The sequence below is a fragment of the Chryseobacterium defluvii genome (assembly GCF_003634775.1).
GTDB classification, from domain to species: Bacteria; Bacteroidota; Bacteroidia; order Flavobacteriales; family Weeksellaceae; genus Chryseobacterium; species Chryseobacterium defluvii.
Window position 1 is genome coordinate 861,431 of the sequence record NZ_RBXB01000003.1, and the last position, 20,980, is coordinate 882,410.

Here is a 20,980-nt window from a genome sequence, read left to right on the forward strand (position 1 = left end):
GTCATTTCAGTTTTAAATCGTTAAAGTGATATTTTGATAATATACTGCAAGAATACCAGATATACTATATCATTTTAAATGGCACAATACTTATGCCATTTGTATTTTGGTGAGAAATCTGGTCAAAATTTCCTTTTTTGTATAAGATTGAGTTTAAAAAGATTAAAAAAAGCATATACGTTTCTGTAATTTCTTAAAAATGTGTATTTTCGCAAACTGATAAAAAACTATAATTTATAAAATGGCAATTTTAGGACAGATTAGGAATAGACCTTGGCTTTTGATGGGAGTAATTGCGTTGGCACTTTTAGCCTTCTTGGTGAATCCTGACAGTATCGATAAGGTTTTTGGAAAAAATCCTGATGTTTTAGGAAAAGTGAATGGTGAAAAAATTACTCGTGAAGAGTACAATGATCAGCTTTTCGTACTTCAGCAGCAGGCAGAGCAACAAGGTCAGCCAAAGAATGGTCTTGAAGAACAGGCTTGGCAATTGTTGGTGCAATCTAAGCTTATCAAGCAACAATTTGAAAAAATGGGGTTTGAAATGACGGAAGATTACTTTTGGAATCAGATCCAGTATGATCAGTTGTTTGCCCAAAACCAGCAATTCTTCGATGAGAAAGGGAATTTTAAAACCCAGGAACTTAAAAAACAAATTGAAGAATTAAAGAATGCTAGTCCTGAAGGTTACAACCAGTGGTTGAAATCTAAAAAAGCTATCGAATACAGATTGATGGCAAGACAGGTATTTGCAAACCTTTCTGCAGGAATCACGACAGGGAAGAAAGAAGCTGAAGAATTAATGAAGCAGAGAGACCAGCTTGCTGATATCGATTTTGTAAAAATTGATTATGCGGCTTATCTTCAAAAAACTAAAATCAATGTTTCTACTGAGGATCTTGCCAATTATATTAAGCAGCATCCTGTCATGTTCAAAACAGAACCGAGCAGAAATATTGGGATCGTATATTTTCCTTCTCAGCCAAGTGCAGCAGATGAAGCAGCAACTCAGAAAGAAATTACAAAATTATTTTCAGGAGGTACGGATGCCAGTGGAGGTAAGGAAAATTTCCAGAATACAACCAACGATTCTATGTTCGTAATGGCTAATTCTGATATGCCTTTCAGTAATCAGTATTTAAAGCCTAATCAATTGCCTCAGACTATTCAGGGGCAGATTGCAACTGCTGCAATCGGTCAGACTTTCGGCCCTTATAAAGAGCAAAACGTTTATGTAGTATCTAAGCTTTTAGATAAAAAAACATCTGATTCTACATTATCAAGACATATCCTTATTGCATTCAAGGGAAGCCCTGCAGGAGAAGGTGTTACAAGGTCTAAAGAAGCGGCTAAAAAATTAGCGGATTCTATTGGAGCTATCGTAAAAACTGATCCGGCTAAATTTACAGACTTCATTAAGCTTTCCAATGACCCTAATTCTGCGGCTCAAGGAGGAAGCTTAGGATGGACTACACCGGAAACGCCTTTTGTTCCTGAATTCTTAACCTACCTTGCAAACAATCCTAAAGGAGCAACAGGAGTGGTGGAAACACAATTCGGATACCATATCATTAATATTCAGGATAAAAAACCTGGAGCAATGGGTTATAAAGTGGCTAACCTTGTGAAAGCTGTTAAGCCTTCCGAAGCTACTGAAGCTGATACGGATAAAAAAGCAAGAAGATTTATCCAACAGGTTCAAGGAAAATCTTTCAACGATTTCGTAAATATTGCTAAAAAATCTAATTACCAGTTCTCTAATCCTAAAGCGGCTAAAAGATTCGATGGTCAGCTACAAGGTTTAGGTACGGATAAAGATTCTGAGATCCTTGCATGGGCATTCGATAAGAAAAGAGAGAAAGGAGATACAGAATTTTTTACGGTAGACGGAACAGGAGATAAAATTGTAGTATATCTTAACGGAAAACAGGAAAAAGGCCTTGCTGATCCGGAATCTGTAAGAGACCAGATCGAAGTTATTGTTAAAAATAAATTGGCGGCAAAACAAATCTCTGATAAAATTGCTGCAGCCAAAGCATCCAACTTAGATCAGATTGCAAAAATGTTTGCCACTACAAAACAAACGGCACAGGTGAATCTTTTAAATCCTTCAGTAGGCGGATCAATGGAGCCTAAAGTTGCAGGTGCTGCATTTGGAGTTAAAAAAGGTAAGATTTCTAATGCGGTTGAAGGAGGTACAGGAGTTTATGTGCTGATCAAAAAGAATGAAACCGTAAACAAACAACCGGGAGATCTTAAACAACTGACAGAATCTATTACCCAGAGAAATGCGGGAATGTTCGGGCAGGCATGGATGAAGAGTTTACAGGATAATGCAGATATTGAAGATTATAGAATTGAGATCTGGAGTAAGCTTGGAACACAGCAACAATAAAAATAAAATTCATTTATATAAAGCGGCAAACTTTTTGCCGCTTTTTTTGTATTTAACGCAGAGCAAGAAAGAAAAACATTAATTTAAATGTCTTATATTTGCTCATAGAAAAAATTTAGCAAGTGAAGTTCAGTAAAGAATTAAAAGCTGGTGTGATCGCACTTTTGGCTATTGTAGGCTTTGTGTTATTATTTCAATTTATGAAAGGCAGAAGTCTTTTCACTACCGATAATATATTTTACGCAAGATATGATAATGTAGAAGGACTGGCTCAATCTTCTCCTGTTTCGATCAACGGATTAAAGGTGGGGCAAGTGGATAAGATTATTCCTCAGACTGCAAAAGACGGGAAAATCCATTTTATTGTAAAAGTTACCATAGATAATAACTTTGAATTCTCAAAGAATTCTACCCTTGAAATTTTCGAGCCGGGATTAATGTCCGGTAAGGAGATGAGAGTAAATCTAATGTATGGTGGCCCCACTGCAAAAGATGGAGACACCTTACAGGGTGCTTTCAAATTATCCATGATGAATAACCTGTCTTCTCAGGTAGGGCCTGTTAAAGACCAATTACAGGTTGTCCTTCACCGTGTAGATTCATTAATGACTAATGCGAATCAGCTAGTAGACGCTCAGAACAGGGCAGAAATCAGAGCATTATTAAGCAATCTTAATAAAACTGTTGGCGCATTGCAAACTACAGCAGCAAGTGTAAATTCATTGGTAGGAAACAATGATCCTAAACTTCAAAAAGTATTGGATGATGCGAGCTTAACGATGCAAAGTGGTAAAGTTACATTAGATAAATACGGAACCCTGGCTGAAAGCATTGATACTAAAAAGCTGAATGCTACGATTGCTAATTTAGATGCCACAGTAGGAAAACTGAACCAGGTGATCGGTGGAATTGATAGCGGACAGGGAAGCTTAGGGAAGCTAATGAAAGACGAGCAGCTTTACAACAATCTGAATTCTGCATCTACAAATCTGAATTCGTTAATCGAAGATATGAAGGCCAATCCGAAAAGATATATCAACTTCTCCGTTTTTGGTAAGAACAATAAAGACTAATAACTCATAAACCTTATGCAGTATATTGATAATATAATTTTCCTGATTTTATTAGTTGCAGGTTTCGGGCTTTTTGCAAAAAGCTTACAAAAGATCTATCGGAATATCAGATTAGGAAGAGAAATCAACCGGAATGACAGAAAAGCTGAACGTTGGGAAACCATGGCTAGAGTGGCAATGGGCCAGAGCAAAATGGTAAAACGTCCTGTTGCAGGGATTTTACACCTTTTTGTGTATGTTGGTTTCATTATCATCAATATAGAACTTATAGAAATTATTGTTGACGGATTATTCGGAACACACCGGTTTTTGGCAACGATCTTAGGACATGGATTTTATAATGCTTTTACGGCAACACTGGAAATTCTGGCTCTTTTAGTCGTTATTGGTGTTGTTGTATTCTTTATCCGAAGAAATTTTTACGGAGTTAAGAGATTAACGATGAAAGAGCTTTTCGGATGGCCAAAGCAAGACGCGAACTGGATCCTGATCATTGAATTTGCTTTAATGGTGGCTTTCTTTACGATGAATACTTCTGATTGGGTACTGCAACAGAAAGGTTTACTTCCTGAACACGGAAGTTTCCCGATCAGTTCCACTATTTTGGCTCCTATCTTTAATAACTTTGGAGACAGTTTCCTATTCTTTACAGAAAAAGCAGCATGGTGGTTTCACTTTGTAGGAATTTTGTTCTTCATGAACTATCTTTATTACTCAAAACATTTACATATTATTTTAGCATTTCCAAGTACCTGGTATGCTAATCTGGAAAAGAAAGGGAAATTTAATAACCTGGAATCCGTTACCAAAGAAATCAAATTGATGATGGATCCTAACGCAGATCCTTATGCTGCACCGGCGGAAGGCGAGACCGAAGCTCCGTCAAAATTCGGAGCGGAAGATGTGTTTGATCTAAACCAGGTTCAGCTACTGAATGCCTATTCCTGTACGGAATGCGGAAGATGTACTGCTGTGTGTCCTGCGAATATTACCGGTAAAAAGCTTTCTCCAAGATTAATCCTTATGAAAACCAGAGACCGTCTGGAAGAAGTAGGAAAAAATATTGATAAAAACGGAAAGTTTGTGGATGATGGTAAAAAATTATTAAACGATTATATTACCAAAGAAGAACTTTGGGCTTGTACCACATGTAATGCGTGTACCGAGGCTTGTCCTGTACTGTTGGATCCTCTTTCCATTATCTTTGAAATGAGAAGATTCCTGGTGATGGAACAATCAGCGGCTCCTCAGGAACTTAACCTGATGATGACCAATGTAGAGAATAATGCCGCTCCGTGGCAATATAATCAGGCCGATCGTTTAAATTGGGCAAATGATTAAAAGCTCAAAAGATGAAAAAATTACTCTTCATTTTCGTATTAATTTCAGGTTTTCTGGTGGCACAATCTGCAGATCAGAAAAAGATTCTTGAAGACTCTCAATCCATGATGGAGTTATTCAGTAAAAAAGATTACAACGGAATACTCAATCTTACCCACCCGGTTCTTTTTGAAAAAATCAACAGGGAAACGATGATTGAAGGCTTCAAAGCTATGTTTGAGGGAAATGAAGAATTCAAAATGGAAGTTATTAAGGTAGATAAGACTGCATTTAATGCTTCAGAAATTTTTTCAGGGAAAGACCAAATAAAATACGCATTCGTTACTTACCCGATGAAAATGAAAATGACTTTTCTGAAAGAGAAATTTGATGCAGAAAAGAAAACAGCAATGATAGGGATGATGGAAGTACAAGGGATGAAAGCAAAGTTTCTGGATGATAGTACTGTAGAAATAAGCAAAGAAAGCATGATTGTTGCAATCAATGATAAATCTACGGGGAATGTCTGGAAATATATGAATTATGACGAAACCAATCCTTTTTTTGCATCAGTAATACCGGTAGAAGTATTGAAGAAAGCCAAGGAGTACTATGCGGATTTTTTAATTAAACAAAAAGAAAATGCAAATTAAAACAATGGCAGAATATGCTGCCGAAGGAAAATCACCGGAAGTTTTGTTTTGGGTGGGCTGTGCCGGAAGTTTCGATGACCGTGCGAAAAAAATCACCAAAGCATTTTGCAAAATATTAAATAAAATAGGGGTAGAATTTGCCGTATTGGGACAGGAGGAAAGTTGTACCGGAGATCCTGCAAAACGTGCCGGGAATGAATTCGTTTTCCAGATGATGGCATTAACGAATATTGAGGTTCTTAACGCTTACGAAGTAAAGAGAATCGTAACCGCTTGCCCGCATTGCTTTAATACCCTGAAAAATGAGTATCCCAATCTTGGTGGACATTATGAGGTAATGCATCACACCCAGTTCCTGAAAAAATTAATGGAAGAGGGAAGATTAAAAATTGAAGGTGGCGCTTTCAAAGGAAAGAAAATCACTTTCCACGATCCTTGCTATTTGGGAAGAGCCAATGATGAGTATGAAGCACCAAGGATGCTGTTGGAAAAGCTGGATGCCGAATTGGTGGAAATGAAACGTTGCAAAACCAACGGCCTTTGTTGTGGAGCAGGGGGAGCACAGATGTTTAAAGAACCTGAAAAAGGAAATAAAGACATCAATATTGAAAGAACAGAAGAGGCTTTATCTTTTGAACCGAAGGTAATTGCTACGGGATGTCCTTTTTGCAATACGATGATGACGGATGGAGTAAAGCATTTTAACAAAAATACTGAAGTTGCGGTAAAAGATATTGTTGAACTTCTTGCCGAAGCAGAAGACTTATAAATTTTACCATCTGAAAAAATAGTATAAAACTCAGGAAAGCTCCTGAGTTTTTTTGTATTAAAATAGAACTCGATTTAATTTATTAATTTTGTACTTTAATTTATTGAAAATATGAAAATTGAAGAATCAAATGTTGTTGAAACCAACGACTACAGAGTTATTATATATCCGGCTTCAAGGCCTTTCACAACCAAAGAAGCAAAGACGATTACAGAGAGGTTATTTGATTTTTTGGCAACCTGGGCTGCGCATGGGAAGCCTCTTTCCTCATCCTTTAAAATTGAAAGGAATCAATTCATCGTTATCTGCGTAGATGAAGAAAAAGAAATGGCTTCAGGTTGCAGTATCGACTCCTTAGGAAAAGTGATGAGAGAGATCGATGAAGAATATCAACTGGGATTGTTCGACAGAATGAAAGCCAGTTATGTGGAGAATGGTGAGGTAAAAACTTTGAAGCTTCAGGAGTTTAAATCCAAACTGAGAAGCGGAGAATTATCAAAAGACATCGAAGTTTTTGATTTCTCTAAAAACACCTACCTTGATTTCTTAAGTCATTTTTTGCTGCCACTGGATAAAAGTTGGGCAGCATCTATATAAAAGAGAGTACATTGGAAAAAATAAAAAGTGGAAAGAGTTCCACTTTTTTGTTTTAAGTATATTTGTAAAAAACAAATAACTGATGTCTAAAATTTTATTCTTGACTACATCGCATAGCTATAATGATGACAGAATCTTCTATCACCAGGCAAAAGAACTGGAAAGTCAAGGATATAAAGTGAAAATCTGTAGTCTTTATGCGGATTTTCAGGGTATGATCGACGGTATCGAAGTGGAAGCTTATGGGATTTTAGATCACAGTATTAAAGAAAAGCATAAAAAACTTCAGGAGGTTTGTGACCATTTTCAGCCGGATTGTATTATTTGTTCGGAGCCCTTGACAGTAGTTGCAGCGAAAAAGATCAAGAGAGAGAAAAAGATCAGTATTATTTATGACATTACGGAATGGTATCCTTCCATGAGAATGGTTGAGAAATATCCATCCTATTTAAAACCTTTTCATGCCGTTAAGTTTTTCCTGATCCAATTATATGCAGGGTATTTAAGTACTCATTTCATTTTTGGGGAGAACACCAAAAAATTTCCGCTAGCTTATGTCTTTCCATTCAAAAAGAGTATCCTTTTACCCTATTTTCCGGATGATCGTTATATTCATCCTCATATTAAAAAACTAGAACCTGATAAAATTACCCTTTGTTACACAGGACAAATGTCTAAAGAGAAGGGTATTGGGAATTTTTTTGAGGCCATTGCCTGCTTACGTCAGAAACGGCCGCAGCTACAAGTAGAAATTCTTTTAATAGGAGGGACAAGAACAGAAAAGGATACCTTCTACTTTTCTAATCTTCTGAACCAATATAACTGGGATAATATCAGGATCGAAAAAGCGGCTTCATTTGAAACTTTTACCCAGGCGTATGCATCTGCGGATATTTGTTTTGATCTGAGAGAATTGAATTATGAAAATGATCATTGTCTTCCTATTAAGATATTCTATTACGCGGCTTCCGGAAAGCCTGTGATCTATACAAATTTAAAAGCAACCCGGGAACATGTGGATGTGTCAAAGTTTGGGTTCCTGGTAAATCCTGTAGACTCTGAAGCGATAGCGGATATTATATGGCAATATATTAATACTCCGGAATTGTATGATAAACACGCCCAAAATGCAAGAGAGGAATACGAAAAAAAATATAACTGGGGTATAATCCGGGATATATTTGTAGATTTCGTTACAAAAACACTGCATTAAGATGAAAAAGAATACTATTTTCAGGATTTTCTTTTCCCGGTTTTTAATATTGATATTAAATTTCGGACTTGTGATTTACACTACCAATATGTGGGGTAGTGAAGGGAAGGGAGTCATTTCAATAGTTATTGCAGATTTAACGATCATAGGATTTTTCAGTAATATTTTTGTAGGAAGCAGTGTTACTTATTTTGCTTCGAAATACAAAACAGAACAGATTCTTTTGTATGCCTATATATGGTCTGTACTGGTTGGGGTTTTTATTCCTGTATTTTTTAGTATGATCCGCACGGTGGAATATTTAGAGTATCTGATTTCCTTGTCGGTTTTATCATCCCTTCTTGCTGCCAATATCAACTTATTCGTAGGAAAGCAGAATATGAAGATGTTTAATTTGTTTACCATTTTACAACAGTTAGTCCATATCATTTTTATTATTGTCATCATATATATTTTGAAAGAGACTTCTGTTTCGGGCTACTTTATGGCACAGACAGGATGCTATGGGATTTTATTTTTTATCAGCGCTTTTCTGTTGCTCCGTTATCTTAAAATTTCGGATATTTCCTTTTCCAGGCAAGTCAGAAATACCATGTTCGATTATGGCTGGAAAATACAGACAAGCTCATTTTTACAGTTTTTGAATAATAGACTCTCCTTTTATTTTTTAGAGTATTATAAAGGAATTATGAGTGTAGGTATATACTCTATAGGTGTTGCATTTTCTGAGGCGATTTGGACGGTGAGCAGAAGCCTGTCTATAGCCCTATATGCAGATCTTGTAAATGACGAAAATGAAAATGCAGGTATTGAAAAAACAAAAATTTCCTTAAGGATAAGTTTCTTTACCACATTGGTTTTTATTGCATTGGTTTTATTATTACCTGCCAAGTTCTATGTCATGATTTTTGGCAAAGATTTTCAGCAGACGAAGCAGATTATCCTGCTTTTATCGCCGGGAATATTGGCTATTGCCATGAGTAATATTATAGGATATTATTTTGCCGGGGTCAATAAGCTGAGAATTTTGAATACCAAATCTATCATCGGAGTTGTTTTTACCATCATGTCATCATTTTTCATTATTCCATATTGGGGAATTGCAGGAGCCTGTATTGTGACTTCCATTTCTTACTGCCTGTCATCCGCTTTACTTTTCTGGAAATTTTACCAGATTACCGAATTCCATATTCAGGATTATTTTATTTCTAAAAACGAATTTCAGATATTACTCAATAAGCTGCTCAGAAAGAAATCGAAATAAAACTGGGTGATAAATCACATAGGTTTGCTAATCATAGCATCCGAAATTAAAATAAGTTTTATCTTTGCTGATAATGAGGAACATCGTATTTGGAATATTAATTATATTTTTCGCACTGCTAAGCTGTAGAAGTGGTGATGAAGATTCTTTACAGCAAATAGATCAGATATTACATCTTTATATTAAGAACAGTGCCGGTCAGGATCTTCTGAATAATAAAACTCCGGGCTATTTTTTTGCTTTCCCCATGAATGATATTAATGGGAACACCAATGTAGCCCCGGTAAATGCCTCTCTTAAAATGAGAGCTGATTCAGCATATTATATTGAATATGTTGCCGGAGCAAAAAGATTAACATTGGATTCCATAAGCCCGGATGACAGAACATATCATTCTGTAATTGCATTAGCATTAAGGAGAACGGTAAATAACGTCACAGATACCATTAATGATACATTGGAAATTCAATATCATTGGACTCCCTCCGCATTTCAGGTCTCGAAAGTATATTATAATCATGAGCTGAAGTTCACTAAAGAACCGGGTGTACCCAATGTGGTTACTATCGTGAAATAATTTTTTAAATTTGCAAAACTGTCAGCATTAAAACAGAATGTCGACAACTTAATAACTAACATCTAAATAAAATGTTACAAGTCAATTTTTTACGCGATAACAAAGAACGCGTTTTAGAAGGTCTGAAAAAAAGACAATTCAAAAATCTTGAGTTGGTGGATGAAGCTATTGCTACTGACGACGAAAGAAAAAAAATTCAGTTTGAATTAGATTCACAACTTTCCGAAATCAATAAAATCTCCAAAGAAATCGGGCTTTTAATGAAAGAAGGAAAAAAAGAAGAAGCTGAATCGGCAAAATCTAAAACAGCACAATACAAAGAATCGAGTAAAGAATTGCAGGCCCAACTAGATGTAAAGGAAAAGGCTTTATTGGATATTTTATACCAGATCCCGAATGTTCCGAGTGAGTTGGTGAAAAGCGGAGCATCTGCTGATGATAACGAAATTATTTACCAGTCTCATGATGTGAAAGGATTAGGAGAAGGGGCTATTCCTCACTGGGAGCTTGCTAAGAAATATAACCTGATCGATTTTGAACTGGGTGTAAAAATTGCAGGAGCAGGATTCCCTGTTTATTTCGGCAAAGGAGCAAGATTGCAGAGGGCTTTGGTTCAATATTTCTTAGATAAAAACGTAGATAAGGGATATACGGAAGTTAACCCGCCTCATGTTGTGAATGAAGCATCAGGTTACGGAACAGGACAATTGCCTGATAAAGAAGGTCAAATGTATTATATCGGAGCAGATGATCTGTATCTGATCCCAACTGCGGAAGTTCCGGTAACCAATTTATACCGTGATGTCCTATTTGATGAAAAAGATCTTCCGGTAAAAAATACGGCTTTCTCTCAATGTTACAGAAGAGAAGCGGGAAGCTACGGAGCTCACGTAAGAGGCTTGAATCGTCTTCACCAGTTTGAAAAGGTAGAAATCGTGAGAGTGGAGAAGCCTGAAAACTCTTACGCTGTTTTAGAAGAAATGGTAGAGCATGTAAAAGAGATTTTAACGGATCTTGAATTGCCTTTCAGAATATTGAGACTTTGTGGTGGAGATATGGGATTTGCCTCTGCAATGACCTATGATTTTGAAGTATGGAGTGCGGCCCAGGAAAAATGGTTGGAAGTAAGTTCAGTTTCCAACTTTGAAACTTTCCAGGCGAACCGTTTGAAGTGCCGTTATAAAACTGAAGGAAAGTCTCAATTGGTTCACACCTTAAATGGTTCAGCAATGGCGCTTCCTAGAATTATGGCTGCCCTTCTTGAAAATAATCAGACAGCAGAAGGAATTAAGCTTCCTAAGAAGGTTGCGGAGTATGCAAGATTTGATCTGATTGATTAAGAGCTTGCTTATAAATAAAAACCCACCGGACTCCGGTGGGTTTATTTTTATTCAGTTACAATAACTATTTTCTTATCTGAATTTTTAAGGGGCTTTTTATCTTTATCATCGCCAAATAAGGCATCTAAATCATAATTGATCCTTACGGAGTAATCATCTACTTTAGTAATCCAGTCATGCTTTCCGGAAACGGATTTGATTTTGTTTTCAAACTTCAATGTGGTTCCGATGCTTTTATACATCATTTTCATCATAGCTGCTGTTTTTTCGGCATCATCAGCAGATAAGCTTTCTTCGCCCGGAATACCTTTACCGGCCAGAATATCTTTGAAACCATTTAAATTAAGATTTTCAGTGTCAATGGTTAAGGTTTTACCATCCCATGTATTTAATGCCATCTGATCAACAGGTAATTTTTCCTCTTTAGAAAAATTGGTAAGACCACTATAGTCTGCTTTGGTAAAATGATCCATTTTTAAAGATACCCCTGTAATCTCCTTACCTTCGGCGTTGGACTTCATAAAGATTTTTTTCATGATCTTAATGGAATCCGGATTGTTAGTCTTTAATTTTCCTTCTTTTTTGTCTAATTCATACAGACTCGTCCAGGTTCTCGGAAGTTTATCCAGTTCAGCTATTTCTTTCTGGTCGTTTTTTACAGAATCCGGAACCATGGATTTCATCATTTCCATGGCTTCCTTCATATCAATATCCATCACCATAGTGGAAGCGGAGTCCTTATGGTATATAATTTCGGAATTAATCGAGCAGGATTGTAAAGCGAAAAAGCAAATCAAAAGAACAAATAATAAGCTTTTTTTCATAGTATTAATTTAAAAAGTTAGTGACAATTGGTTGAATGCTCATGTTGACTGTGATCTCCTTCTAAATGACAGGAACCGTGATTCTCTTTGGAAACTGTCATGGCTTCGGCTCTCGGCGAAATATAAGGAATCCCCAATTCCAAGCCTCTTATGATAAATAAACCTCCCAAAATAATCATAATAACAGGGATTACTTTCAGAACCTTAATTCTGAAAGCCTGATTCATGAGATTTCCGGCAAGAACTATTGCAAACATGAATGGAAGTGTTCCCAATCCGAATAAAGCCATATATAAAGCTCCCTGCCATATTCCTCCGCTTGCCAGGCTGGCCGTCAAAGCCATATAAACCATACCGCAGGGAAGAAAGCCATTGAGGACGCCGGTGGTGAATCTGGAGCGGTAATCGGCCTTTTGCAGGAGTTTTCCCAAGTTTGACTTCACAGAAAACAGAAATTTTGAGAAAAACGGAATTTTCGAGGCAAAATCTTTTCCGCCGAATGAAAATAAAGCCATTACAATAAGCAGAATACCAACAGTAATGGTTAAGTATTTTTGAAAACCTGCCATCTCAAAACCTTCTCCGATAATTCCCAATATAGCACCTAACAAGGCATAGGTGAAAATCCTCCCGAATTGATAGGTGAGATTCTGAAGGTAATAATTGGCCGATTGCTTTTTCGTTAACCCCATCGACAAAGCAATAGGACCACACATTCCGATACAGTGAAACCCGGAAGCGAAGCCTAACCCTATTGCCGATATGAGAAGCGCTATTTCCATATCACATCATAATCCATTCTGTAGTCTGTTTTATCTTTTGTCCACATCAATCTCAAAGTATAATTTCCTGCTTTAAGTACCTGTGTCGGAATCAGGAAAGATGGTGTGGCATCAAGCTGAACAGATTTTTTAACATCTAAATTCTGGTCATCGGTTCTGTTTAAAACAAATTTTACCGTAGTATTGGAATTATTATAGTCTTTAGGGAATGTAATCTTAATTCCTTCAGCAGTCTGATTATATGCAGGCTTTTCCTGCAGGCTGTCTGCTCTTTTCTTAGCATTAATTACATCCTGGTATTGCAGTTCTTCTTCATAATAATTATCCGTAACCATTTCAGAGTTCTTTTGCCCGTTTGGAAAAAGAAATAACATGGATAAAATAAAAGCTATGAATGCAAATAATGCAATTACAACACCGTGTCCCCAGCTAAAGTTTTTCATTATATTAAAGATTTTGAATCATGAAGATTTCTGCAATTAAAACTGTAATTTAAATGGTCCTTCAAAATAGGTCTGATAAGAATCTATCAATTTCCCATTGGTATCATACACACCGATCGTAATATTTTGTTTGGAAAGTTTCATTTCGTTTTCAGGGAAGCTGATATTGATCGTTCCTTTTGAAATTTTATCTCTTTCCACAGGAATTTTACTGGAAGCGCTGTATATCACTTCACCATGGGAAGGCTCCACTACTTTTATCGTTACAACCTTTTTCTCGTTTGTTTTGTTTAGGAATGTATAATTATAAGTATTGGTAATTTTCCCGTCTCTTACAAAGAAGGTACTTCCTGCAGGCTTAATGAATTTGGCTTCCATTTCTCCACGGTTGTAAAGAAGATAGCCCAGGAATCCTACCAACAGGACAAGAAATATTGTGAAGCCTTTCATTCTTCCCGTAAACTTGAATTCAGTCTGCTTTTCTATTTCGTTTTCAGAAGCATATCGAATCAATCCTTTTGGAAGGCCTACTTTCTCCATTACTTCATCACAAGCATCAATACAGGCAGTACAGTTTACACATTCCAATTGTTGTCCGTCTCTGATATCAATCCCGGTTGGACATACCACAACACATTGATGGCAATCTATACAATCTCCTTTTCCGGCAGCTTCTCTGTCTTCCCCTTTTCTCCATTTAGCTCTGTTTTCCCCACGCTTGAAGTCATAGAAAACATTAATGGTGTCCTTGTCTATCAATACTCCCTGTAATCTTCCATAAGGGCATACCAATGTACATACCTGCTCTCTGAACCAGGCAAACACAAAGTAAAATGCAGCCGTAAGAAGTACCATTACGATAAAATTGGTTGGATGGGCAAAAGGCCCTTCCGAAATAATTCTTAATACCTCTTCATAGCCTACAATGTACATGAACATGAAATGGGTAATGATGAGAGAGATAATAATATATATACTCCACTTTAACCCTCTTTTCCAGATTTTTTCACTGTTCCACTCCTGCCTGTCAAGTTTCATTTGCCTGTTTCTGTCTCCTTCAATAGCATATTCTATTTTACGGAAGATCATTTCTAGGAAAATTGTCTGAGGACATATCCATCCGCAGAAAATTCTACCGAAAGCAATCGTAAAAACAATAATGAATATCAAAGAAGCGATAGCGCCTAATGTAAGGATGAAAAAATCTTGTGGATAGAAAGGCTGTCCGAAAATGAAAAACTCTCTATCGATAACATTGAATAGGAGTAATGGGTTCCCGTTGATTTTGATGAACGGTACTGCAAAATATATAAGTAATAAAATATAGCTTACAACATTTCTATAGTTGGTATACCGGCCTTTAGGCTTTCTTGGAAAAACCCATTTTCTTTTTCCGGATTGTTCCATGGTCCCTATAGAATCTCTGTAAGTTTCAGGGTCCAGAACCTGGCCCTGTCCGCCGCGTACTTCTATTTCTTCTATGTCTGACATGTTGTATAGATTTAAAAAAAGAAAAACATAATTCGTTACTATTTTTTTTCTAATAACAAATTATGTTTTTCATATGTTTTCTAATTTCTTTTTAAATTATTCTTTTTCCCAATGTGCTTCTGTTCCCTGAGGAGCAGCACCACCCTGAGCTGGTGTTACAGGAGGCTGTTCCTGATTGATATGATATACATATGCTGCAATCTTCTCAATCTCTGCACCGGAAACCTCTCCGTTTTTACCAAACGGTCTCATCGAAGGGTTGGTAGGAGAACCATTCCAGTCCATATGGAAAACGTTTTTGAATAAAGTTTTCTCAGGCTGATTGATCCAGTAGTTATCAGTCAAGTTTGGCCCGATACCTCCACTACCGTCTTCTTTGTGACAAGATGCACAGTTTGTTTTAAATAGCTCTTTACCTTCTGCAATATTATCCGCTGAATATTTAGCTGTTTCAATGGTTACAGGAGGTTGAGATTTTTGAAACTCTTCAATGCTTGCAATCTGTTCTTTATATTCCACTTCATATTCTTTGATCGGATGAGCAAAGTCTGTGAAAGAGAATGCTGCCACATATACAATACAAAAAGCAGTCCCAAACCAGAATAAGCCTACCCACCATTTTGGTAATTGGTTATCCAGCTCCATGATTCCGTCGAAACCGTGGTCGATAAGTATATCTTTCTCTTCAGCTGCAGATTGTTTTTTGAATGCTGCATTATATAATCTCTTGAAGTAAGGAACTTTTTTCTCTGCCAAATAAGCAGCCTTTTCTTCAGGACTTAACTTCTTGAATTTATTATTTTCAATTAAATCTCCAATCGCACTATGGATATAAGCTAAAATACTGCCTATTACAATAGTTCCCCAGAAATAAGGTGAAGATAAAAACGAATAGCTTTGAACAAACAAATAATAAAAAACTATTAAAAGTCCAGTTATTATTAAGATGTTTACAAAAACCGGTGTTCTTTGTTTCATAATAAAGTTTAATTTTTAAAATCAGATTCATCTGAGTCATCCTCAAGAGGAGCCTCTTCTTCTTCTTTGTAATATTTTTTAGGCCTGCTAAATACATATATTACCAAAGCTACGAAGAACAGCATAAAGAATATCAGAGCCAATGTCTGGTAAAAGCCAGCATTTTCGGTATTGGATAATATATCTTTAAAATTCTGAGGAATCATTATAGAACCTTTTAATATGTTTAGTTATTACTTGCTGTTTTTATCTCAGTAGTCTTAATATCGGTTCCTAATCTTTGTAAATAAGAGATAAGAGCAACAATCTCTTTTTTCTCCAATTCACCTTTAGGTCTCTTAGCATACGCGTCTTTTAAGTCGGCCGCTTCAGAGAAGATATCTCTTACAATTCTTGACGCCTGGTTATCTGCCCATTGGTTCGCAGAGTCTATTTCGGCTTTTGTATAAGGTACTTCGAAAGCAGACTTCATCAATACCATTTTGTCTACCATTTTAGACCTGTCCAGGTTGTTAGCAATTAGCCAAGGGTAACGAGGCATGATAGAACCTGCAGAGGTAGATCTCGGATTATACATGTGCTTGTAATGCCAAGAACTTGGATTTTTGCCTCCTTCTCTATGTAAGTCTGGTCCTGTTCTTTTGGATCCCCATAAGAATGGTCTGTCATATACAAACTCTCCGGCTTTTGAATATTGTCCATTTTTACCGTTGAATCTTACGATCTCATCTCTGAATGGTCTTACCATCTGTGAGTGACAAGCATTACAGCCTTCACGGATATAAATATCTCTACCTTCAAGTTCCAGTGGAGAATATGGTTTTACTGCAGAAATAGTAGGTACGCTCTTCTTAAGGGATAGTGTAGGGATAATTTCCACTGAACTACCGATCGAAATGGTCAGGAAAGATAAAATTCCTAATAATACTGGTGTTCTTTCTAACCAAAGGTGAGTTCCTTCTCCTTCTTTTCTGTTTTTGCTGATATTAGCTAAAGCAGGTGCTTCTGCAGGAACTTCTTTCTGGAATGAACCAGCTCTTACAGTTTTATAAAGGTTAACCACCATTAAAATAGCTCCCGAAAGATAGAAGACTCCTCCTAAGAATCTCATTTTGAAGTAAGGGATAATAGCAGTTACCGTATCCAGCCAGTTTTTCCATACTAAGGTTCCGTCCGGATTGAATTGTTTCCACATTAATCCCTGAGTGAACCCTGAAATATACATTGGTACTGCATAGAAAATAATTCCTAATGTTCCTAACCAGAAATGCCAGTTAGCTAATTTTACAGACCAAAGCTTGGTTCTCCACAGGATTGGGATCAGATAATAGATTACCCCGAATGCCATGAAACCATTCCATCCAAGAGCACCTAAGTGAACGTGACCAATTACCCAGTCAGTAAAGTGGCCAATTTTGTTAATGTTTTTTGTTGCTAAAAGCGGTCCTTCAAAAGTAGCCATACCATAACAGGTTACTGCTACTACGAAGAATTTGAGGATAGGATTTTCTCTTACTTTATCCCAAGCTCCTCTTAGAGTAAGAAGTCCATTTAACATTCCTCCCCAAGATGGTGCAATAAGCATAATCGAGAACCCTGTTCCGACAGCCTGCGCCCATGCAGGAAGTGCTGTATACTGAAGGTGGTGAGGACCAGCCCAGATATATACGAAGATTAATGACCAGAAGTGAATAATAGACAGTTTATAAGAGAATACGGGTCTGTCCGCTGCTTTCGGTAAGAAATAATACATCAAACCAAGAACCGGAGTTGTCAGGATAAATGCAACCGCATTGTGGCCATACCACCACTGAACAATAGCGTCTTTTACACCAGCATAGGCAGAGTATGATTTCCATCCTGTGAATGATAACGGAACCTCCAAATTATTAAAGATGTGAAGCATTGCTACAGCAATCCAGGTACCGATAAAGAACCAGATGGCTACATATAAATGTCTTACTCTTCTTTTGGCAATAGTTAAGAACATATTAGCTCCAAAAACGATCCATGAGAATGCGATCAAAATATCAATCGGCCATTCATGTTCCGCATATTCTTTAGAGGTGTTAATTCCCATAAAGAATGTAATATAGGCAGCAATAATCATGATCTGCCATGTCCAGAAATGTATCCATGATAAAGTATCACTGTACATTCTTGTTTTCAATAGTCTCTGTAATGAGTAATAGACTCCTACAAATACACTGTTACATACAAATGCAAAAATTACAGTCGTTGTATGCAGCATTCTTATTCTTCCGAATCCAAATGCACCCTGTGTATTGATCAAGCCTTGGATATTGCCGGAGGCTAAGCTTTTAATGGTTGTATCATCCGTTCCAAAGAAAAACTCAGGAAGCTCCGGATAGAAAAGCATTAATGCCGCCGTAAGCCCAAACAAAAACCCTATGATCCCGAAAGCTACGGTCGCATAAAGGAATGCCCGAACAATATTATTGTCATAACTAAACTTTTGTGTTTCCATATCAACTATTCACTTTTTTCTTCAATTTTTTTATTGTCTCCTTTTTCTTCCGGGTCTTTTTCTTTGTTGTCAACCTTTTTCTCTTCTTTTTCCTTGATTTCACCAGAGTCAAAGAGAATTCTTACAGCTGGAGATTCATCGTCTTCAAACTGTCCTTTTTTGGCGTTGACTATAAAAACGACCAAAAAAATCGCAGCTAAGGAAACGCTGCATAAGATCATTAAATATAGAATATCCATTGGACAACAAAATTAACCAATTTTCGGGGTTCAAATTTAATGAAAAATAATGACATTCATCACGAAATACGGATTTCGGCTAATTTAAAACCAGTCTAAATAAGCCTTAAATAGGCCTATTTCTTGAAATGTTTTCTTCCCAAAATCCACGTTGAAAGGGTGGTGAATGTAACGACAGTAATAGAACTTATCGGCATGATGATCGCAGCGAAAAGAGGATGCATATGCCCTGTGACTGCGTAACTTAAACCGACAATATTGTACAAAAAGCTAATTATGAATGTCATTTTCACAATTGTTATGGAGCCTTTGCAGACGTTAAGGTAATTGTCAAGGGTAACCACTTTATCCCCGTTCATAATTACATCGGAGGAAGGCGTGAAAGTATTGGTGTCATCGGAAATTGCAATTCCTACATTGCTTTGTTTTAACGCTCCGGCATCATTCAAACCGTCTCCCAGCATGGCCACTTTCAGACCTCTGTCCTGGAGGTTTTTGATGTAATTCAGTTTGTCCTCAGGGCTTTGATTGAAGGCCATTTCCTGGTAATTAGGAATCAGTTCTTTGAGTTGGCTTTCTTCGGAAGAATTATCTCCGCTCAAAATAAAAATCTTATAATTGGTAAGCCGTTGGAAAAGGTTTTTAAGCTTCCCGCGATACTCATTTTTAAAAATGAACTTCCCTAAAAATTCGTCATTTTTACTGATATACACGGCTGTTTCAAGATTTTTTGATTCCTGATTGTTGTAACGGGCAGAACCTATTTTATAAATGCTTCCCCTTATGTTGGCATGATATCCTTTTCCGGAAATTTCTTCAAAATTTTCGACAGGGAAATACTCATCCCGTATCTCTAAAAATTCATATAGTGATTTGGAAAGCGGATGATTTGAGTTCTTTAATAAAGTTTTGATATTGGCTAAATCAAATTCCTGAATTTCAGAGCCTTCATAGGTGATGTTTGACTTTTTTCTATGGGTAATTGTTCCTGTTTTATCGAAAACAATCGTATCCAGTTTTGCAATTTTTTCAATAGTCAGGGTGTCTTTTACGTAGAATTTATTTCTGCCCAATATTCTCATAATATGTCCAAATGTGAATGGTGCTGAAAGAGCCAATGCACATGGACAAGCGATAATTAAGATGGCAGAAATAACCTGGAACATTTTTTCAAGATCAACAAAAGACCAATAGATTCCGGAAATCAATGCAATACCTAAAATGATGAATGTGAAATATTTACTGATATTATTGGTTAGAGTGTCAAGTCCGGTTTCATATTTCTTGAAAGCTTCCTTATTCCACAACTGGGTTAAATAACTTTGATCGACATTTTTAATGACCTCAAGTTCCAGTGATGAGCCAACCTGTTTTCCTCCCGCAAAAATCTTGTCGCCCGGCTGTTTGCTGATACTTACACTTTCCCCGGTAATAAAACTGTTGTCGATATTTCCTTCTCCGTTAATCAGGATGGCATCTACAGGAATAATTTCCTGGTTTCGGACCAATATTCTGTCTCCAATCTTAATGTCAGAAAGTAAAATATTATCCTGTTTTCCCTCAAAATCTACTTTTGTAACGGCAATAGGATAAAAAGATTTATAATCCCGATCGTAAGAAAGGGCATTATACGTTCTTTTTTGGAAAATCTTACCTAAAAGCATGAAAAATAAAAGGCCGCACAACGTATCAAAATATCCGGGGCCATAATCTGTTACGACTTCATAAATACTTCTTCCATAAAGAACCAGAATTCCTAAAACAATCGGGACATCGATGTTGACGATTTTATTTTTCAATCCATACCAGGCGGATTTGTAATAGTCTGATGCAGAGTAAAAAACAACCGGAGTTGCCAACAAAAACATCAATCCCCTGAAAAGCCCTTTATAATGATCCATCCAATAATCCTCTCCACCGACGTACTCGGGAAAAGCAAGAAACATCCCGTTACCGAATGCAAAACCTGCAATGGCAAATTTGATTAAAAGAGATTTATCGAGATGATCCACATTCTTTTCAGCAGTTTCCAAACTGATAACAGGTTTGTACCCGAGATTTGTTAAAAATTTAGCTAATTCGCTTAATTTTAAATTGTTATGATTGAATGAGATCTGTAAGGTCTTTCTTGTGAAATTAACCTGGGAATATTTAATATCTTTATTCAGGGTATGAAGGCTTTCTAATAGCCAAATACAGGAAGAGCAATGAATTACTGGAATTTTGAAAGTCACAAGACTGGTAGCTCCTTCAGAAAAGTCTGTTACTTTTTCAAAAATTTCAGGAGTATCCAGATAATCGAATTGTGAAGAATTTTCATCACTCGGACGAATTCCTGCTTTTTTATTTAATTCGTAAAAATTACTTAAATTATTAGTATTCAGAATTTCATAGACGGATTTGCAGCCGTTGCAGCAAAAAGTCTTGTCATCAAAAAGAATTCTTTCCTTTTCTATACCTTGTCCGCAATGATAACAGTTCTCACTCACCTTCATAATATATTGACTTACAAAATTATAACAATTTTTTTTGTT

The 20,980-nt window shown here is 36.6% G+C and carries 19 protein-coding genes; 10 read left to right on the forward strand and 9 right to left on the reverse strand.

Features of this window, described 5'->3' with window-relative positions; all coding sequences use genetic code 11:
* The first annotated feature begins 241 nt into the window (after positions 1-241).
* From BCF58_RS15855 to serS, 10 genes are all read left to right on the forward strand, one after another.
* Complete coding sequence (locus BCF58_RS15855; RefSeq protein WP_121462770.1) at positions 242-2,395, forward strand: SurA N-terminal domain-containing protein; 2,154 nt, start codon at positions 242-244, stop codon at positions 2,393-2,395.
* A 122-nt stretch (positions 2,396-2,517) separates the two neighbouring features.
* Positions 2,518-3,468, forward strand: coding sequence for an MlaD family protein (locus BCF58_RS15860; protein ID WP_121462771.1), 951 nt, complete (start codon positions 2,518-2,520; stop codon positions 3,466-3,468).
* A gap of 15 nt (positions 3,469-3,483) precedes the next feature.
* A complete protein-coding gene (locus BCF58_RS15865) occupies positions 3,484-4,809 on the forward strand; it encodes a (Fe-S)-binding protein (protein WP_121462772.1) in 1,326 nt (441 codons plus the stop codon).
* 11 nt (positions 4,810-4,820) lie between these two features.
* A complete protein-coding gene (locus BCF58_RS15870; protein ID WP_121462773.1) occupies positions 4,821-5,441 on the forward strand; it encodes a hypothetical protein in 621 nt (206 codons plus the stop codon).
* Entirely contained in the window at positions 5,431-6,210 is a 780-nt protein-coding gene (locus tag BCF58_RS15875) for a (Fe-S)-binding protein (protein WP_121462774.1), read from the forward strand. Before BCF58_RS15870 ends, BCF58_RS15875 begins: the two co-directional genes overlap by 11 nt.
* 111 nt (positions 6,211-6,321) lie before the next feature.
* Positions 6,322-6,807, forward strand: a complete 486-nt coding sequence (locus BCF58_RS15880; protein ID WP_121462775.1) for a hypothetical protein — start codon at positions 6,322-6,324, stop codon at positions 6,805-6,807.
* An 82-nt stretch (positions 6,808-6,889) separates the two neighbouring features.
* Positions 6,890-8,020 (forward strand): glycosyltransferase, encoded by a 1,131-nt coding sequence (locus BCF58_RS15885; protein WP_121462776.1) that lies wholly within the window; start codon positions 6,890-6,892, stop codon positions 8,018-8,020.
* Between the two features lies 1 nt (position 8,021).
* Positions 8,022-9,284, forward strand: a complete 1,263-nt coding sequence (locus BCF58_RS15890) for an MATE family efflux transporter (protein WP_121462777.1) — start codon at positions 8,022-8,024, stop codon at positions 9,282-9,284.
* 73 nt (positions 9,285-9,357) lie between these two features.
* Positions 9,358-9,861 carry a serpin family protein gene (locus tag BCF58_RS15895; RefSeq protein WP_121462778.1) on the forward strand — a complete coding sequence of 168 codons (504 nt, stop codon included), beginning with the start codon at positions 9,358-9,360 and terminating at the stop codon, positions 9,859-9,861.
* 71 nt (positions 9,862-9,932) lie between these two features.
* The gene (gene serS / locus BCF58_RS15900) at positions 9,933-11,201 is read left to right on the forward strand and encodes a serine--tRNA ligase (RefSeq protein ID WP_121462779.1); all 1,269 of its coding nucleotides are present in this window, start codon (positions 9,933-9,935) and stop codon (positions 11,199-11,201) included.
* A 47-nt stretch (positions 11,202-11,248) separates the two neighbouring features.
* Here the strand turns inward: serS and BCF58_RS15905 are convergent, their stop codons facing one another.
* From BCF58_RS15905 to BCF58_RS15945, 9 genes are all read right to left on the reverse strand, one after another.
* On the reverse strand, positions 11,249-12,025 hold the full coding sequence (locus BCF58_RS15905) for a hypothetical protein (protein ID WP_121462780.1): 777 nt from the start codon (positions 12,023-12,025) through the stop codon (positions 11,249-11,251).
* Between the two features lie 17 nt (positions 12,026-12,042).
* Positions 12,043-12,807, reverse strand: a complete 765-nt coding sequence (locus BCF58_RS15910) for a sulfite exporter TauE/SafE family protein (RefSeq protein WP_121462781.1) — start codon at positions 12,805-12,807, stop codon at positions 12,043-12,045.
* A complete protein-coding gene (locus BCF58_RS15915; protein WP_121462782.1) occupies positions 12,798-13,250 on the reverse strand; it encodes a FixH family protein in 453 nt (150 codons plus the stop codon). The genes BCF58_RS15910 and BCF58_RS15915 overlap by 10 nt, the downstream gene beginning before the upstream one ends.
* Positions 13,251-13,286: 36 nt before the next feature.
* Entirely contained in the window at positions 13,287-14,741 is a 1,455-nt protein-coding gene (gene ccoG / locus BCF58_RS15920) for a cytochrome c oxidase accessory protein CcoG (protein WP_121462783.1), read from the reverse strand.
* Positions 14,742-14,837: 96 nt separating this feature from the next.
* Positions 14,838-15,719, reverse strand: coding sequence for a cbb3-type cytochrome c oxidase N-terminal domain-containing protein (locus BCF58_RS15925; protein ID WP_121462784.1), 882 nt, complete (start codon positions 15,717-15,719; stop codon positions 14,838-14,840).
* A gap of 8 nt (positions 15,720-15,727) precedes the next feature.
* Complete coding sequence (locus BCF58_RS15930) at positions 15,728-15,925, reverse strand: cbb3-type cytochrome oxidase subunit 3 (RefSeq protein ID WP_121462785.1); 198 nt, start codon at positions 15,923-15,925, stop codon at positions 15,728-15,730.
* A 20-nt stretch (positions 15,926-15,945) separates the two neighbouring features.
* Positions 15,946-18,207 carry a cytochrome-c oxidase, cbb3-type subunit I gene (gene ccoN, locus BCF58_RS15935; RefSeq protein WP_121462786.1) on the reverse strand — a complete coding sequence of 754 codons (2,262 nt, stop codon included), beginning with the start codon at positions 18,205-18,207 and terminating at the stop codon, positions 15,946-15,948.
* A gap of 5 nt (positions 18,208-18,212) precedes the next feature.
* Positions 18,213-18,446, reverse strand: coding sequence for a cbb3-type cytochrome oxidase assembly protein CcoS (gene ccoS, locus BCF58_RS15940; protein WP_121462787.1), 234 nt, complete (start codon positions 18,444-18,446; stop codon positions 18,213-18,215).
* 116 nt (positions 18,447-18,562) lie between these two features.
* Positions 18,563-20,935 (reverse strand): heavy metal translocating P-type ATPase, encoded by a 2,373-nt coding sequence (locus BCF58_RS15945; protein WP_185144849.1) that lies wholly within the window; start codon positions 20,933-20,935, stop codon positions 18,563-18,565.
* Between the last annotated feature and the right edge of the window lie 45 nt (positions 20,936-20,980).